Here is a 16718-nt window from a genome sequence, read left to right as displayed (position 1 = left end):
GCTCTTTGTTGCGCCTGTCGGGCCTGGCGACCCGGGTGCTGCATTTGGCCCCGCCTCCGGGCGAGGGGGTTGGCGACCCGCGCACCCGCAAGCTGTTGCGCGCCCTGCAGTTGCGCGGTGCCCCACGGGCTGTGGTGTACGGTTCGACCAGCGGCGTGTACGGCGACTGCCAGGGGGCCTGGGTGGACGAGACCCGCACCTTGGCGGCCAGCACGCCCCGCGCCCAGCGCCGGGTGGATGCGGAAGCCTCGGTGCGCCTGCTGGGCCGCCGTGCCAGCCGGGTGCGCACCAGCATCCTGCGCATACCGGGCATCTACGCACCCAACCGCGAAGGCGGCACGCCCGAAGCCCGCCTGCGCAAGGGCACCCCGGTGCTGGAGCGGGCCGACGATGTGTTCACCAACCACATCCATGCCGACGACCTGGCCCGCGCCTGTGTCAAGGCACTGTGGCAGGGGCGGCCACAGCGCATTTACAACATCAACGACGACAGCACCCTGTTGATGGGCGACTATTTCGACTTTGCCGCCGACCTGTATGGCCTGCCACGCCCACCGCGGGTGCCGCGCAATGCCACGCAAGGCCAGTTGTCGCTGATGCTGCTGAGCTTCATGTCCGAGTCGCGGCGCTTGGACAACACGCGGATGAAGCAGGAGCTGCGGCTGAAACTGTTGTATCCGACGGTAGCGACAGGCCTGGTATCGGACCGGTAGATAGCGGGCTCAATGCCCCCACTTGCCCTGCTGCCAGCGCGCCCGCTGCAGGGCGCACAACTCCCATAGGCCCCATACCAGGCAGGCGGGCACGGCGACCAGGCGCATGACCGCCGCTTTGCGAAACAACACCATGGCGGACTCCTCTGAAAGACAGAAGGCCCACCCTACGCCCGCAGCGTGACAGGCGCGTGACTGTGGGTCGGCGCGGGCGGTTGTCTGCTGCTGCACCGCGCCACCAAGCGGCAGCCTAGCTACTGGGCTCCAGGTTCTCTGGCATGGCCCGTGCCGATTCGATTTCCTGGACGACCTGGAGAATGCGCTCGGCCACCACCGCCTTTGAAAAAAGGAAGCCCTGGACACCGTAGCAGTTCAACGACAGGAGTTTCTGGTACACCCACACGTCGTCCACGCCTTCGGCAATCACCTCGACATTCAAATTCTTCGCCAATTCCATGGTCGAACTCACAATCATCGCGCTGGACTGGTGGTTGCGCATCTGGCGGATGAATTGCTGGTCTATTTTCAGGAAATGCAGTGGAAACTGCTGCAGATGCAGCAAGGAGCTGTAGCCGGTTCCATAGTCATCGATACTGATTTTGACCCCCAGGTCCATCAAGCCCGACAAGACCTTCTTGACATGCACGGGATCCGAAAGGTCGCTCGATTCCGAAATCTCAATTTCCAGGTATTTGGCCGGCATCTGGGTTTTCTCCAGCACCCCCCTGATTTCTCGAACCAGATCGAAGCCCATAATATCTTTGGCAACCACATTCAGTGCGATCCCAATCACCAGACCCTGTTCGCTCCAGATGTGCCATTGCTTCGCCGCGTCCCGCAGAACCAGTGTGAATAATTGGTGCGCCAAGTCGGTGGTTTCAATCTTCTGGATAAATTCATTAGGCATGACCAAGCCCCGTTCGGGATGGTGCCACCGGATCAGCGCTTCCACCCCGATGACCTTTTGGGTGCTGGCGTGGATTTTTGGCTGGTAATAAACAATCAATTGGCACGCAGCCACTGCGCCCCGGAAATCCGCCAATACCCAACTCTTGTCTTCGGCAATATCTTTACCCTTTTCATACACCTCCACCTGCGACTGGCTTTCGCGTGCCCATACCAGCGCCCGCTCGCTCTCTTTCAGCATCGAAGCAAAATCCAGCTTTTCAAACCGATAATCGATTGACACGCCGATACTGCACATGATGCGTATAACCACGCCGTTGACGGTAACCGGCTCCTCCAGCAACCGGTGGATCTGCCAGGCCTGCTCCTCGATCACACGCCGGTTCTCCACATTCAGCATCAGCAGTGCAAACTCATCGCCGTCGACCCGACCGAAATGGTGGCCATTTTTAAGGCTTTCGCCGTAGAAGCGGTGGGCAACCGCCTTGATGATCAAGTCCCCCATATGGAAGCCAAAAATGTTGTTGATCGATTTAAATCCATCAATGTCAATCAGCAGCAATCCATTTTTCTTGTCCAGCTGGTAGGTGCTGGTTTCGATCACGTGCTCCATATGGTTTCGGTTCGGAATACCGGTGAGGTAATCCGTTCGGTTTTGCTCTTCCAATCGCCGGTTGGTGCGGATGATGCTCTTGACGGATATACGCAACTGGTACCACCCCAGAAGCATCAGCAAAAAGAACCCCCCCAAAATACCCACAGTGGCCGGATGCAGTTCTTTGAAATACACCACCAGCAGCGCCACAGGCAATAACAGCACCGAGGGCAATAATAAGGTCAGCACATTGTTGACATGGGTGCTTTCTTCGTTTAGCCGAGGAACAGATAAACGTTCCATGTCCGGGTGCAATGCCAACGCACCATAGGCCACATAAGCCAACAACCATAATACGAGATTGAAGTTGGTAGGAACGCCCAAACTGGAGCTGGTGCCGTGGAAGAATAATTCCCCCCCGGAAAACACGGTAGTTGCTACGGCAAGTAGGACGAACGCGCCTGATTTATAGGCCTCACTGCTGGTCCAAACCCAGAGCAACATGCCAACCTCAACGAAAGACAGGGTGGGGTACATCATCCTGAATGTTTGCGGTTGGTCGATCGAAAATCCATACTCCACAATGGTAGGTAGAAACAGAAACTGCCAACCAATCAAAATCAAACTGGTCGACAGAATGCACGCTTGAAAAAATCCGTGTCTTGGGAATTCTCGGTGCAATGTGCTGGAAAACTGCCACAGTGCCGCCACCATGCACAGATGGCCAGATAAAATAAAACCATCTGCCAACGACAGCCTCGCCCCGAAAACGCCGCTCATATCGGTATTGGCTTGAATCAGTGCGCCAGGTAATTGCAAAAATATCGCGTACGAAAAATACCGCCATGCCCCCCTGGCCGCCGGCTTATTTTTCAGGATGCCACGATATACGCCATACGCCCCGTAGATTTCTATTCCAAAATAGAGAATATCGCGTGAGCCAAGACGATCTGCCAGCGGAATGCACACAGATGCCAATACGCCGAAAAGCAAATATTTCTTCCATTCAGCCATTATTTGTTTCTCAGGTATTGGAAGCTCGCAATACAACATGTAAATCGTCGGCCCGAATCTGAATTCGAGGGCGGACGACCTGACCTGAGCGCACCCTGTAGCGCACCTTACCTGTTTTAGCGCAAAAACGCGCCATTCATACAACGTGGTACAAATCGACACAAGGTATACAAAACACGGGTGCATCCCCATAACCCCATTGCGTGACAGCGGCATGACCGGGGGCAATATCCGCACAGTGCGCTGGATAAACCCCTGCAACAGCCCCCGCCTGGGTATCCTGATTGCCGTGCCCCACCCCTCCCCCTTTGAACTGCCCGAGCTGGACGCGCTGGAGCGCACCATCGCCCTGGGCGGGCCGCACCTGCAGGCGCGCACCGTGTGCAGCGTGGACCTGCCCGGCGGCAGCCATTCCCCTGTCCATTCCCCTGCCCGTTACCCGGTGCTGTGCATCACCCTGGGCAACCCCGCGCCGCACGTGCCCGCCGTGGGCTACTTTGGCGGCGTACATGGGCTGGAGCGCATCGGCGCGGGCGTGGTGATTGCCTACCTGCACAGCCTGGTGGAGCGGCTGGCCTGGGACAGCGCCTTGCACCGCCAGCTCGAATCGGTGCGCCTGGTGTTCATGCCCATCGTCAACCCCGGCGGCATGGCGCTGGGCACGCGCGCCAATCCGCAGGGCGTGGACCTGATGCGCAACGCGCCGGTGGACGCGCGCGAGCCGGTGCCGTTCCTGGTGGGCGGGCAGCGGCTGAGTGCGCGGCTGCCGTGGTTTCGCGGGGCCTTTGGCGTGGCCATGGAGGCCGAAAACCTGGCCGTCTGCGAAGTGGTGCAGGCCGAGCTGCTGTCGCGGCCTTTTAGCCTGTCGGTGGACTGCCATTCAGGCTTTGGCACCCGCGACCGGCTGTGGTTTCCCTACGCCCACACCCGCACGCCGATTGCCCACCTGGCCGAGATGCATGCGTTAAAGAACATCTTCACCGCCTCGCACAGCCACTACCGCTACATCTTCGAGCCGCAAAGCCTGCAGTACCTGGCGCACGGCGACCTGTGGGACCACCTGTACCGGCAGGCCTGCACGCAGCCGGAGCGCATCTTTTTGCCGCTGACGCTGGAGATGGGCTCCTGGCTGTGGGTCAAGAAAAACCCGCGCCAGCTGTTCTCGCGCCACGGCATCTTCAACCCGCTGATCGCTCACCGCCAGCAGCGCGTGCTGCGCCAGCACCAGTCGCTGCTGGACTTTCTGGCCCGCGCCGCGCACGGGCACCGGCTGTGGCTGCCGGATGTGCAAGCGCGCACTTACCACCACGCCCAGGCCCGGCACGACTGGTACGGCAGCCATCCATGAGCACCTGGATTTTCCTGCGCGGCCTGACCCGCGAGAGCGGCCACTGGGGCGTGTTCGCCGCGCAGTTTGCAACCGCCCTGCCCAGCTGCGAGGTCGTGGCGCTGGACCTGCCCGGCAACGGCAGCCTGTACCGGCAGGCCAGCCCCACCCGGGTACAGGACATGGTGGACCACTGCCGAGCCGAGCTGGACCGCCGCTGGCTGCCGCCGCCCTACCACCTGCTGGGCATGTCGCTGGGCGCAATGGTGGCCGTGGCCTGGTCGGCAGCGCACCCCATGGAAGTGGCAGCGCAGGTGCTGGTCAACACCAGCCTGCGCCCGTTCAGCCCGTTCTACCAGCGGCTGCGGCCCCGCAATTACGGCTTGCTGCTGCGGCTGGCGTTGCGGGGTGCCAGCCCGGAAGACTGGGAGCGCAACATCCTGCGCATCACCAGCCAGGGCGGGCACGGTGCGGTCCTTTCGCAATGGCTGGCCCTGCGCGCGCAGCACCCCGTTACCCGCGCCAACGCCCTGCGCCAGTTGCTGGCCGCGGCCCGCTACCGTGCGCCAGATGCCGTTTCGACCCCCACCCTGCTGCTGGCCAGCGCGCAAGACCAACTGGTATCGGTCGCCTGCTCCCACGCCCTGGCCCGGCAATGGCAGTGCGGCCTGCAAGTGCATCCCACCGCAGGCCACGACCTGCCGCTGGACGACGGCGACTGGGTGGCCCGGCAGATCGCCGGGGCACAATCGCTACTTAATTTATAGCTTGTCACGCTTATGGAATAAGCACGAACGGCCTAAAAAGCACATAAAAGTCACAAAGACACCCCTTCCAGAAACACCGCAGAACTGGCTTTGCCAGGCTGCTGGTGTTGCCCCCTGCATGTCGTATTGGCTTTTCAAGCCAATACGAGGGGGGTTGGAGAAAGATGCGAAGCACTGGAGCCTGGGGGTGTGCCTATTCACACGGATTGGCGGAAGGCAATGATGGCCTGGTTGCGCAGGGTGCGCAGCAGAGCAAGCTCCTGCTCGTCCAGCGGCAGCACGCCTTTTTCGGCCATGTCGGCGTAGACCAGGCCGAAGGGCTTGCCCTTGATTACCAGCGGCAGCAGCAAGAAGGTGGGCGCATGCACCTGGCTGCGGTACCAGGCGGGCAGGCGCTGCGCGATGCGCGGCTCGGTGGCATCGCTGATCAAGGTGTCCACGCCTTTGAGGCAGACGGTGCTGAACAGGTCCAGGCTGCTGGCCTTGAGGGCGATGTGGAAGGCCTTGACGACCTTGTCGATAGGGCCCACCCCCTCCACGCCCGCACCCAGGCCAAAGCGCCCGGTCAGGGCATCGGCCTTGGGGTCGCGCAGGCAGAACACCACGCGCTGGAAGCCCATGGCGCGGTACATGGTTTCCAAAATCATGCGCAGCACATCGCTGAGCTTGAAGTCGTCCACCATGGCCTGGCTGATGTCCTGGATGCCCGCCGACAGCACATCGGCCACGCTGGGCGCCACCACGGGGTGGTCCTTGTCGGGCACGGGGGTCGGCGTGGCCTGCAGGGCCAGCGGTGCCAGGGCATCGGGCGGCTCGGCCTTGTCGGGCATCGGCAGCGGGTGCGCCGCGATGTCCTCATCCGGGTGCTGCAGCAACTGGGCGGCGGCCGAGCCCTCGGCCACGCTCAGCTCCATGGCACTGGCCATGTCGATGAGCTTCTTGCGCGCCGCCACGGTGGCCTGGCGCACCTGCTGGGGGCGGATGCCCAGGGTTTTGGCGTACAGCCCGGCCTCTTGCGCCAGGCGCAGCTCCAGCTCACGGGGCGGGGCGCGCAGCAGGATGTCGGCCATGTCGTTGGCCACCAGGGCGATCCAGCGCAGCCGCTCGGCCGCCTGCACCGGCGGGCGCAGCGGCGGTTCGCCCCGTGGCCTGCGCATGCTGTGCTGGATGACCTCGGGCAATCCCCAGGCTTTGGCCACGCCCAGGCCCAGGGTTTCAAAGTCCACCCCCAGCACACTGGCGGACGCGCGGGCTTCGGACTGCGGTTTGTAGCTGGAGCCCACCAGGTGGCGCACGGCCCGGGCTTCGTCGGCAAAGTAGAACTCGGCCAGCATGCGGCCCAGGTTCTGGAACATGGCGGCGATAAAGGCCTCTTCGTTCTCGTGCGCCTCGGCGCACAGCTCCACCGCGATCGAGCCCGCCATCAGGGCGCGCAGAAATTCGTCCTTGATCAGGTGGGCATGGGCCTTGTCGCGCATGTGCTCCAGCAGCACCAGGCTCAGCGCCATGTTGCGCACGCCGTTGAAGCCCACCAGGCTGACCGCCCGCGACACGGTGTTGATGCTGCCGCCCCGGGCTGCGAAGTGGGCGCTGTTGACCAGGCGCAGCAGCTTGTTGGTCAGCGCCACGTCTTTCAAGATCTCGTTGGTGAAGCTGGCGATGCTCTCGGTTTCCGAGCTGGCCATGCCCTGGATGCGCACCACCGCGTCCGACATGGCGGGAAAGTCGCTCTTGAAGCGCATGCGGGCCATCAGCGCGTCCAGGCGGCCATCGGCGGGCGCGCCAGGGGCGCCGGGCAAGGCGGTCAACGGGGCGTGCAGGGTGCTGTCGGCCCACTGCGACAAGGCCCGGCGCAGCGCCTGCAGGCTGGGGGTGCGCTGGGATTCGGGTGCCTGGGCCTGGTCCACGATGGCCTGCAGGTCGTCGTCCCGCTCCAACGCCGTGCCGTGCGGGCCGGTCAGCATGGCCTCCAGCACATGGCCCACGGCCGCCACATCATCTTGCGGCAGGGCGGCAGAGGCAAAGGCGGTGTCGGTGAAGTCGCTGGTATTCGCCAGGTGGGCCCGGCCCGTGGCATCCACCTGCACACTGGCCGTGGTGGGCGGGCCATGGGGCCGCCCGGCGGCATGGGCGGCCAGCAGGGCATCCAGCAGGTCCAGCGCCAGCGCCACGGCTTCGGCAGGCGGCAAGGCACCGCGCTGGGCCAGCAGGCTGTGTAAATTTGGCAACGACGTGCGCGGGTCAGGGTCGGCCATAGGTCCATCGGTGGGGGTGAATGTCTCCGTTGGAAGTATGACACCCCCGCCCTGGCTTGGCGGCCTTCTGTCGCAAGTTTCTGCACACTCTAAGGTGTGCAACAAATGTGTACCTTAGCGGGCGTTGCGGCGCGACCAGACCAGGCCGCCCAGACCCAGCCCGAGCAAGGCCCAGGTGCCGGGCTCGGGGGTTTCGTTGATGCGCAGGTTGTCCATCGCAAAGTACGGCGCATCCACCCCGAAGCCCGCGCTGGTACCGCCGTCGGCGGCGAAGGTCAGCAGATCGACCTTCCAGTCAAAAACGGACAGCCGGGCCGCATCGATGTCGGCAATGATGGTCTGCACGTACACCTGCGCGCCGTCCCGGTAACCGGTGACGTGGATGTTCAGCCCGTGCAGGTAGACCGCGGTGAAATACGCGCTGTTGAACACAAAGTCGTTGGCCGCCGGGTTGGGCGGGCTTCCCAGCGGCAACGGCACGCCAAACAGCATGGCGGTGGTGCCGTTGTTGTTGAACGCCACATAGCTGGGCGAAACAGCGGCATTGGCAAACCCGGCACTGCCCGCGGTGGCCGTGTTCTGCACTGCAAAGTTGAACCAGTTCAGGCCCTGGTAACCATCGGGGACGCGGGCGGCCGCGGCCGTGCTGACATCGTCAAAGGTCACCAGGCTGGCGTGCGCCGGGCCCAGGCTGCAGGCCAGGCACAGGGCCAAAGCGGTCCATTTCATAGCGGTCTACTCCAGACGGGTGTATTCACAGACCACGATGCTAGGGGGTGGCTTTTGATATGGATACAAAGATTCATAAACAATATGAAATATGCACTTGCTTTTGTAAAAACGGTGGAGGCCAGCGCCTGCGCAAATGCCGCTAACATCGCCGGTTGCCCGCCACGCCCACGCCCCCATCCGCCGACCCCATCGACATCGTCTACCTCTGGGTGGACGGTAACGACCCGCTGTGGCGCGCCAAGCGCCAGCAGGCCGCCGCCACGCTGCATGACCACACCCGCATGGCCGCCTACGCCAACGTGGAAGGGCGGTTTCGCGACAACGACGAGCTGCGCTACAGCCTGCGCGCGCTGGAGCGCTTCTTCCCCGGCCACGGCCACATCTACCTGGTGACCGACGCGCAGACCCCGGCCTGGCTGGCTGCTGTGCCCGGCATCACGGTGGTGGACCACCGCGACCTGATACCGGCCAGCAACTTACCCACCTTTGATTCCGGCCACATCGAGTCCTACATCCACCGCATCCCCGGCCTGTCGGAGCGCTACTTTTATCTGAACGACGATGTGTTTTTTGGCGCGCCGGTGGTGTTGGACGACTGGTTCTGGCCCGGCGGCGTGTGCGTGGCCTGGTCGGATGAGCCGCCGGTGAGCGACGAGCCGCTGCGCCCCGATGCCACCGCGCTGGACAACGCCTGCCGCCGCTCTAACCAGTGGCTGCGCGCCCACCCGGTGCCCGGCTACCAGCACACCTTTCGCACCTTTGCGCACGCGCCCCGGCCCTTGTGCAAGTCGCTGCTGGCCACGCTGGAACAGGTAGCGCCCGACATGTTTGCCCGGGTGCGTTCCACCGTGTTCCGCGCCTGGGACAAGCCGGCCATCGTCTCCGACTTTGTGCTGCGCTGGGCGCTGGCCCAAGGGCAGGCCCGGTTGCGCGACTACGCCCACCAGTATGTGTGCACCAGCGATGCCGACACCACCGACCACCTGGAGCAGCTGGTGGCCCGCAACGGCCAGTTGGCCTTTTTCTGCATCAACGACACCACCGACGATGCCCTGCCCCACGACCCGCGTCTGGCCCGGGTGCGCGATGCCTTGCAGCAGATGTTTCCGCTGCCCTCCAGGTTCGAGCGTTAGTCCTTACACGTACAGCGGCTCTTCCTGCATGGCTTCGATCTGCTCGGTCAGCATGTTGACCTGGCCCACCCAGTAGTCGCTGCTGCCAAACCACGGAAAGTTGACCGGGAAGGTCGGGTCGCTCCAGCGGCGGGCCAGCCAGGCGCTGTAGTGGATCAGGCGCAGGGTGCGCAGCGGCTCGATCAGGGCCAGCTCGCGACGGTCGAAGCTGCGGAACTGCTCGTAGCCATCGACCAGGCCACTGAGCTGGCCGGTGCGCTGGGCCCGGTCGCCACTCAGCAGCATCCACAAATCCTGCACCGCTGGGCCGGTGCGGGCATCGTCCAGGTCGACAAAGTGCGGGCCGCCGCCGGGGCGGTCGGTGGGGGTCCAGAGGATGTTGCCGGGGTGGCAGTCGCCGTGCAGGCGCAGGGTCTTTATTTTAGGGTCTTTTAGGCCTCCAGCGCTTATGGGAAGGGCGCAAGCAGCTATCAAATCGAGAGCTTCTGTGCAGGCCTTCTGCCATGGGCCCTGCACATCCAGCGGCACGATGTCGTGCTTCACCAGCCAGTCGCGCGAGTGGATGCCAAAGCTGTGCAGGTCCAGCGCCGGGCGGTGCACAAACGGCTGTTTGGCCCCCACGGTGTGGATGCGCGCCAGGAAGCGGCCAATCCACTCCAGCACCTCGAAGTCGTCCAGCTCGGGCGCGCGGCCACCCCGGCTGGGGCTGACGCTGAAGTCGAATCCGGCGAACGGGTGCAGCGTGGCCCCCTCCAGCACCAGCGGGCCCACGGCGGGAATCTCGGCGGCCATCAACTCAGCGGCAAAACTGTGCTCTTCGAGTATCTGCGCCTGGCTCCAGCGGCCTGGCCGGTAGAACTTGGCCACCACCACGTTGCCGTCTTCCAGGTGCGCCTGGTAGACCCGATTTTCATAGGAGCTGAGGGCCATCAGGCGGCCATCGCCAAACAGGCCCACGCTGGCCAGCGCGTCCATCACCACGTCGGGTGTCAGGGCCTGGTAATCATGGGCGGGACTAGAGGAATCAGAGGGGTGGGACATGGGGCGATTGTCGCCGCTCCCAAACAAAACGCCCGCGCCAAGGGTATGGCGCGGGCGTTGGAGCAGGCCCCCAGGGCGGGGGCAAATGCGGCAGTTACGCCAAGGTGAGCGTCACTTCGATGTTGCCACGGGTGGCATTGGAGTAAGGGCACACGCCGTGGGCGGTGTCGATCAGGTCCTGGGCCACAGCGCGGTCCATGCCGGGCAGGCTGATGACCAGCTTGGCGGCGATGCCAAAGCCTGCGGGGATGGGGCCGATGTCAATCGATGCGTCGATCGATGCGTCGGCAGGCACGGTGAGCTTCTTCATGCCGGCCACGTGCTTCATGGCACCCATGAAGCAGGCCGAGTAGCCTGCCGCGAACAGTTGCTCGGGGTTGGTGCCGTCGCCATTGCCGCCCAGGGCCGGTGGGGGTGCCAGCTTGACGCTGAGTTTGCCGTCGTCGCTTTTGGACTGGCCGTCGCGGCCGCCGGTGGTGTGGGCGTGGGCGGTGTAGATCACTTTGTCGAGTTTGGTGGGCATGGTGCTTCCTTGGGTTGAAAAATGTGTCAGGCTTTGGTTAACGTGAAACAACTTTCATGGCTCGGGGTGCTCTGCACCCTAGTCCATGAAAGTTAAGCGATCACGCAGTGCCTGGACTTGCTGCGTGAGGGAAAGAACTTCGGGAATCGTGCACTGGGTGGCACTGAGAATGCACGGCGGGATTTTGACCGCTTCGGTCTTGAGATTGCGGCCTGCGGGTGTCAGGGTGATGAACACCCGGCGCTCGTCTTGCAGGTCGCGCTGGCGGCTGATCCAGCCCGCCGCTTCCATGCGCTTGAGCAGCGGGGTCAGCGTGCCGGAGTCCAGCGACAAACGATCGCCCAGCTCGGACACCATCAGCGCGTCGCGCTCCCACAGCACCAGCATCGCCAGGTACTGCGGGTAGGTCATGCCCAGCGCCTTGAGCAGCGGCTTGTACAGCTTGGTCATGGCCAGGGAGGCGGAATACAGCGCAAAGCACAGCTGGTTGTCCAGCAACAGCGTCTCGTCGGCAGTGAAGGATGGAGTGGGCATGGGCCGAATTATATCGTGCAATTAAATTTTGCACAATTTAATTTCAAAACGCACCGAAGTGCGTCGCCTTTCAACTTAGTACGTGTACACGCCCTGCCCCGTCTTGCGCCCCAGGCGGCCTGCGGCCACCAGCTCTTTGAGCAGCGGGCAGGGGCGGTATTTGCTGTCGCCAAATTCGGTCAAAAACACCTCCATCACCGCCAGGCACACGTCCAGGCCAATCATGTCGGCCAGGGCCAGCGGGCCGATGGGCTGGTTGCAGCCCAGCTTCATGCCCGCGTCAATGTCTTCCGGCGTGGCCACGCCCTCGGCCAGCACGAACAGCGCCTCGTTCACCATGGGCATCAGGATGCGGTTGACCACGAAGCCGGGGCCGTTCTTCACGGTGATGGGGGTCTTGCCCAGCACGGCGGCCATGGCGTGCACCGCATCGTGGGTGGCATCGCTGGTTTGCAGGCCGCGGATGATCTCTACCAGCGCCATCAGCGGCACGGGGTTGAAGAAGTGCATGCCGATGCAGCGGTCGGGCCGCTTCGTCACCGCGGCCAGCTTGGTGATGGAGATGGACGAGGTGTTGGAGGCAATCAGCACCTCGGGGGCCAGCAGCGCGTCGAGCTGCTGCACGATCTTGACCTTGAGCGCGTAGTCCTCGGTTGCGGCTTCGATCACCAGCTGGGCGCTGGTGAAGTCGCTGTACTGGGTGGAGCCTTGGATGCGGGCCAGGATGGCGGCCTTATTCTCGGCGGTGAGCTTGTCTTTCTTGATCAGCCGGTCCAGGCTGCCTGCGATGGTGGCCAGGCCCTTGGCGACTGCCTCGTCGCTGATGTCTACCATCACCACCTGCAGGCCCGCCGCCGCACAGGTTTGCGCGATGCCATTGCCCATGGTGCCCGCGCCGACAATACCGACGGTGTTGATTGTCAAAATGCCGCTCATAGAAAACTCCCGATTGAAAGATTAGATAGTTTGGTTGCAGTGCAGCATTCATCATAAACATCCCTTATGTTCGACTACCTCATCATTGGGGGCGGTGCGGCAGGCTGTGTGCTGGCCGGACGGCTCAGCGAAGACCCTGCCATCCACGTCGCCCTGCTCGAATCCGGCCCCAGCGACCACAGCGCGCTGGTGCAGTGCCCGTCGGGCATCGCGCTGCTGGCCCGCACCGGCCAGGCGCAGTGGCGCTTTGACACCGTGCCGCAGCCGGGGCTGAACGGGCGCTGCGGCTACCAGCCAAGGGGCCGGGTGCTGGGCGGCAGCAGCTCCATCAACGCCATGGTCTACACCCGTGGCCAGCCGGGCGACTTCGACTTCTGGGCGGCCCAGGGCAACCCCGGCTGGGGCTATGCCGATGTGCTGCCGTATTTTCAAAAAGCCGAAAACAATAGCCGGGGCGCAGACACCTGGCACGGCGCAGAGGGCCCGCTGCAGGTAACCGATCTGCAAAGCCCCCACCCCGCCAGCCAGGCCTTTGTACAGGCCGCGGTGCAGGCCGGTTTTGCCGCCAACACCGACTTCAACGGTGCCCGCCAGGAGGGCGTGGGCCTGTACCAGGTGATGCAAAAAGACGGCGAGCGCTGCAGCGCGGCCAAGGCCTACTTGACGCCCCACCTGGGCCGACCCAACCTGCAGGTGTTTACCGGTGCCCACACCACCCGCATCCTGACCCAAAACCGCCGCGCCGTAGGTGTGGAATTCATGCAGGACGGCCTCCTCAAGCAGCTGCGCACCGAGGGCGAGGTGCTGCTGTGCGCCGGGGCCTTGCAGTCGCCGCAGCTGCTGATGCTATCGGGCATTGGCGACCACGCGCAGTTGCTGGCCAACGGCATTGCCACCGTGCACCACCTGCCCGGCGTAGGCCAGCATCTGCACGACCATGTGGACGTGGTGCAGGTGGTGAAAGCCCCCCAGGCCAAGGATTTATGGGGCATCTCGCCCACCGGCGTGGCCCACATCGCCCGGGGTGTGTGGGATTGGCGACGCGACCGCACCGGCCTGCTGACCAGCAACCTGGCCGAGGCGGGCGGCTTCCTCAAAAGCCAGCCCAGCGAGCCCCAGCCCGACCTGCAACTGCACTTTGTGCCCGCCCCACTGGCCGACCATGGCCGCAAGACGCTGTGGGGCCACGGCTATTCGGTGCATGTGTGCGTACTGCAGCCCGCCAGCCGGGGCAGCGTGCAGCTGAACGGCAAAGACCCGCTGGCCCCGCCGCGCATCGATCCCAACTTCCTGGGCGCATTGGAAGATATGGAACGGCTGCGGCGCGGGTTCCAACTGGTGCGGCGCATCTGCGCCCAGCCCGCGCTGGCGGCATGGGGGGGCCGCGAGCGAACCGCCCATGCCCAAAGCGAGCTGGAACTGGAATTGCTGCTGCGCGAAACTGCCGACACGGTGTACCACCCGGTGGGCAGTTGCAGGATGGGGCCAGAGGAGACCGATGTGGTGGATGCCCGTCTTCGCGTCCACGGCATGGCCGGGCTGCGGGTGGTGGATGCGTCTGTCATGCCGCGCATCGTCAGCGCCAATACCACGGCAGCCACCACCATGCTGGCCGAAAAAGCCGCAGATATGTTGCGTGAGGACGCGGCGCGAGGCTGATTTGTTGGGGAGAATGGAGGACTCGGTCCATCGCACTAATGGCCTCTTCCTCTGGCGCCCCATGCACCTCCCCGAACGCCCCCGGCTCAACGCCATCGCAGGCCCCATCTTTGGCGAGTTCCTGCTCGGCTACACCGTCATCATCGCCGGGCTATGGCTGGCCTCGCACGCCTCGGACGGCGCAGCGGGCAGCCTGGGGCTGGCCAACCAGGTGCTGGAAACGCTGTACGTGGTGTTCCGGGTGCTGGCCATCGGCATGGGCGTGGTGATTACGCAGTTGCTGGGCGGCCAGCAGCTGGAGCAGGTGCGGCGCACGGCATTGGCGGGCCTGGGCGCGTGCACCTGGGCGGGCTTGCTGGTGGTGGCGGTGCTGGTGTTTGGCAGCGACTGGATTCTGGACGTGCTGAATGCCCCCGCAGAGATCTTGCCACTGGCCGGCCCATACATGCAGTTGCTGGCCCCCGCCGCGCTGCTGGACGGCTACAACCTCACCATGGCCTCCATCCTGCGGGCCCACCTGCATGTGCGCGACTCGCTCAAGGTGATGGTCATCATGCACTGCACCCACCTGGCGCTGGCCGTGCCGCTGATGCTGGGCGTGGGACCGTGGGACGGGCTGGGGCTGTACGGCTTTGCGGTGGCCCTGCTGGTCAGCCGCGCTGTGGGCCTGGGCCTGCACCTGGTGCTGTGGCGCAAGCGCATGGCCCTGGTACCCACCGCCCGCCACTGGTGGCAGCTGCACTGGCGGGTGCTGGCCCCGGTGCTGCGCATCGGCGTGCCCGGTGCCAGTGCCGAGCTGGGCTACCGCGCCGCCTTCATGGTGTCGCTGGCCGGGGCCGCGCGGCTGGGTGTGGTGGCACTGGCCACCCATGCCTACACCCTGCAACTGCTGCGCTACGTGCTGCTGATCAGCCTGGCCATCGGCTGGGCCTGCGAGATCATGGTGGGGCGGCTGGTGGGCGGTGGCCAGTTCAACCAGGCCCATGCACTGGTGCGCAAAGGCCTGCGCAACGGACTGATGGCCTCGGGCGGCATGGCCGTGGTGGCAGCGTTGGCCGCGCCCTGGCTGATGCGCGTGTTCACCAAAGACCCGCATGTCATCGAAGCCGCGCAAACCCTGCTGTGGATTGCCGTGGCGCTGGAGACGGGCCGCGCCTTCAACCTGATCATCACCGGCGCGCTGCGCGCCACTGGCGACGTGATCTACCCGGTGGCCGCCAGCCTGGGCTCGTTTGCGCTGGTGCTGGGCCTGGGCTCGTACTTCCTGGGCCGCCATTTCGGCCTGCCCGGCATCTTCATCGCCTACGCTGCCGACGAATGGGTGCGCGGCCTGCTGATGTGGGCGCGCTGGCACTGGCACGGCTGGTTGCCCCACGCCCGCAATTCGCAGCGGCGGGTGCGCAGGCGGTAGATTTTAAGAAAATCCGCCTCTAGCGCTTATGGAATGGGCGCAAGAAGCTCTTATTTTGATAGTAGATACTGGACTTCCCATGGCCAAGAAGCCGCCCAAAACCCCAGCGCCGGTCGAACCTGCTTTTGCCGAAGTCGTCCAACTGATCCATGCGGCGCGCCAGCGGGCGATGCTGGCTGTCAATACCGAACTGATAGACCTGTACTGGCGCATCGGCGCCTACCTACACCACAAGATCGAGGCCGACGGCTGGGCCAAGGGAACGGTGGTGCAACTGGCTGCGTACATCGCGCAAAGCGAGCCCGGCGTACGTGGCTTTTCGCCGCAAAACCTCTGGCGCATGCGCCAGTTTTTCGAAGCCTACCAAGACGAGGCAAAACTCTCACCGCTGTTGAGAGTTTTGCCGTGGTCGTCCCATCTGCACATCCTCAGCCGCGCCAAACGCAGCGAGGAACGTGAGTTCTACCTGCGCATGGCAACGCAAAATCGCTGGCCGGTGCGCGAGGTTGCCCGGCAAATCGACAGCGCCCTATTTGAGCGAACCATCCTGAGCCCACCAAAACTCTCAACAGCGTTGAGAGAATTGCAACCGCAAGCCGAAGGCTTTTTCAAGGATGTCTACCAGCTTGATTTTCTGGGCCTGTCTGCCGGACATTCCGAGCTGGACCTACACCACTCACTACTGCAACACCTGGGGCGGTTCCTGACCGAACTAGGCCGCGACTTCTGCTACATCGGCACCGAATATCCTCTGCAGGTCGGCAACCAGGACTTCGCGCTGGATTTGCTCTTCTTCCACCGCGGCCTGAACTGCCTGGTCGCCATTGAGCTGAAAGTCACCGCCTTCGCGCCCGAACACCTGGGCAAGCTGAACTTCTACCTCGAAGCCCTGGACCGCGACCACCGCAAGCCGCATGAGAACCCGGCCATCGGCCTGCTGCTGTGCGCGTCCAAAGACAGCGAAGTAGGAAGGCAACGCTTAACAAGTCCCTCGCGGTCTGCGCATCCCTGGCCTCGGGCGGTCTGCGTCGTTGCAAATCCTCGCCATAGCCCAAGCTATGTCTGCGGTTTGCGCCTAGCATCCCATCCCGATCCAGGGCGCGCCGCCTCGCGGGGACTTATTCAGCGTCGCCTGAATAAGCCCTGAGCCGCACGCTCTCGCCCGCACTGGT

General features: G+C 63.9%; 15 protein-coding genes. 7 read left to right on the top strand and 8 right to left on the bottom strand.

Annotation, left to right across the window (positions count from 1 at the left end; translation table 11 throughout):
• On the top strand, window positions 1-713 hold a 713-nt coding region (locus AC097O_RS15750; RefSeq protein ID WP_479593867.1), incomplete at its 5' end, for an NAD-dependent epimerase/dehydratase family protein.
• Window positions 714-722: 9 nt separating this feature from the next.
• On the opposite strand, the gene AC097O_RS15745 is transcribed toward AC097O_RS15750, so the two are convergent.
• Window positions 723-848: a hypothetical protein gene (locus tag AC097O_RS15745; RefSeq protein WP_479593866.1), complete on the bottom strand. Its 126-nt coding sequence runs from the start codon at window positions 846-848 to the stop codon at window positions 723-725.
• Window positions 849-963: 115 nt separating this feature from the next.
• Window positions 964-3228 carry a putative bifunctional diguanylate cyclase/phosphodiesterase gene (locus AC097O_RS15740; RefSeq protein ID WP_479593865.1) on the bottom strand — a complete coding sequence of 755 codons (2265 nt, stop codon included), beginning with the start codon at window positions 3226-3228 and terminating at the stop codon, window positions 964-966.
• Window positions 3229-3517: 289 nt separating this feature from the next.
• Between AC097O_RS15740 and AC097O_RS15735 the strand changes: the two genes are divergently transcribed.
• Both AC097O_RS15735 and AC097O_RS15730 read left to right on the top strand, forming a co-directional pair.
• Window positions 3518-4576, top strand: coding sequence for a M14 family zinc carboxypeptidase (locus AC097O_RS15735; RefSeq protein WP_479593864.1), 1059 nt, complete (start codon window positions 3518-3520; stop codon window positions 4574-4576).
• Window positions 4573-5322: an alpha/beta fold hydrolase gene (locus AC097O_RS15730; RefSeq protein ID WP_479593863.1), complete on the top strand. Its 750-nt coding sequence runs from the start codon at window positions 4573-4575 to the stop codon at window positions 5320-5322. Before AC097O_RS15735 ends, AC097O_RS15730 begins: the two co-directional genes overlap by 4 nt.
• A gap of 197 nt (window positions 5323-5519) precedes the next feature.
• Here AC097O_RS15730 and AC097O_RS15725 read toward each other — a convergent pair whose 3' ends face one another.
• The gene (locus AC097O_RS15725; RefSeq protein ID WP_479593862.1) at window positions 5520-7577 is read right to left on the bottom strand and encodes an HDOD domain-containing protein; all 2058 of its coding nucleotides are present in this window, start codon (window positions 7575-7577) and stop codon (window positions 5520-5522) included.
• Between the two features lie 114 nt (window positions 7578-7691).
• Window positions 7692-8306 (bottom strand): PEP-CTERM sorting domain-containing protein, encoded by a 615-nt coding sequence (locus tag AC097O_RS15720; RefSeq protein WP_479593861.1) that lies wholly within the window; start codon window positions 8304-8306, stop codon window positions 7692-7694.
• A 155-nt stretch (window positions 8307-8461) separates the two neighbouring features.
• Between AC097O_RS15720 and AC097O_RS15715 the strand changes: the two genes are divergently transcribed.
• A complete protein-coding gene (locus AC097O_RS15715) occupies window positions 8462-9442 on the top strand; it encodes a Stealth CR1 domain-containing protein (protein WP_479593860.1) in 981 nt (326 codons plus the stop codon).
• 3 nt (window positions 9443-9445) lie between these two features.
• Here the strand turns inward: AC097O_RS15715 and AC097O_RS15710 are convergent, their stop codons facing one another.
• From AC097O_RS15710 to AC097O_RS15695, 4 genes are all read right to left on the bottom strand, one after another.
• Window positions 9446-10483 (bottom strand): serine/threonine protein kinase, encoded by a 1038-nt coding sequence (locus AC097O_RS15710; protein WP_479593859.1) that lies wholly within the window; start codon window positions 10481-10483, stop codon window positions 9446-9448.
• Window positions 10484-10577: 94 nt separating this feature from the next.
• Window positions 10578-11006 (bottom strand): organic hydroperoxide resistance protein, encoded by a 429-nt coding sequence (locus AC097O_RS15705; protein WP_479593858.1) that lies wholly within the window; start codon window positions 11004-11006, stop codon window positions 10578-10580.
• 78 nt (window positions 11007-11084) lie between these two features.
• A complete protein-coding gene (locus tag AC097O_RS15700) occupies window positions 11085-11540 on the bottom strand; it encodes a MarR family winged helix-turn-helix transcriptional regulator (protein ID WP_479593857.1) in 456 nt (151 codons plus the stop codon).
• Between the two features lie 75 nt (window positions 11541-11615).
• Window positions 11616-12464, bottom strand: a complete 849-nt coding sequence (locus AC097O_RS15695; RefSeq protein WP_479593872.1) for a 3-hydroxybutyryl-CoA dehydrogenase — start codon at window positions 12462-12464, stop codon at window positions 11616-11618.
• 78 nt (window positions 12465-12542) lie between these two features.
• Between AC097O_RS15695 and AC097O_RS15690 the strand changes: the two genes are divergently transcribed.
• From AC097O_RS15690 to AC097O_RS15680, 3 genes are all read left to right on the top strand, one after another.
• Window positions 12543-14135, top strand: a complete 1593-nt coding sequence (locus AC097O_RS15690) for a GMC family oxidoreductase (RefSeq protein ID WP_479593854.1) — start codon at window positions 12543-12545, stop codon at window positions 14133-14135.
• Window positions 14136-14196: 61 nt separating this feature from the next.
• Entirely contained in the window at window positions 14197-15546 is a 1350-nt protein-coding gene (locus AC097O_RS15685; protein ID WP_479593850.1) for an MATE family efflux transporter, read from the top strand.
• 79 nt (window positions 15547-15625) lie between these two features.
• Window positions 15626-16693, top strand: coding sequence for a PDDEXK nuclease domain-containing protein (locus tag AC097O_RS15680; RefSeq protein ID WP_479593848.1), 1068 nt, complete (start codon window positions 15626-15628; stop codon window positions 16691-16693).
• Window positions 16694-16718: the final 25 nt, after the last annotated feature.

The sequence above is a fragment of the Rhodoferax sp. LS1P39 genome (genome assembly GCF_056521425.1).
Note: the sequence above shows the minus strand (reverse complement) of the source record. Positions and strands in the feature narration are given on the sequence as shown.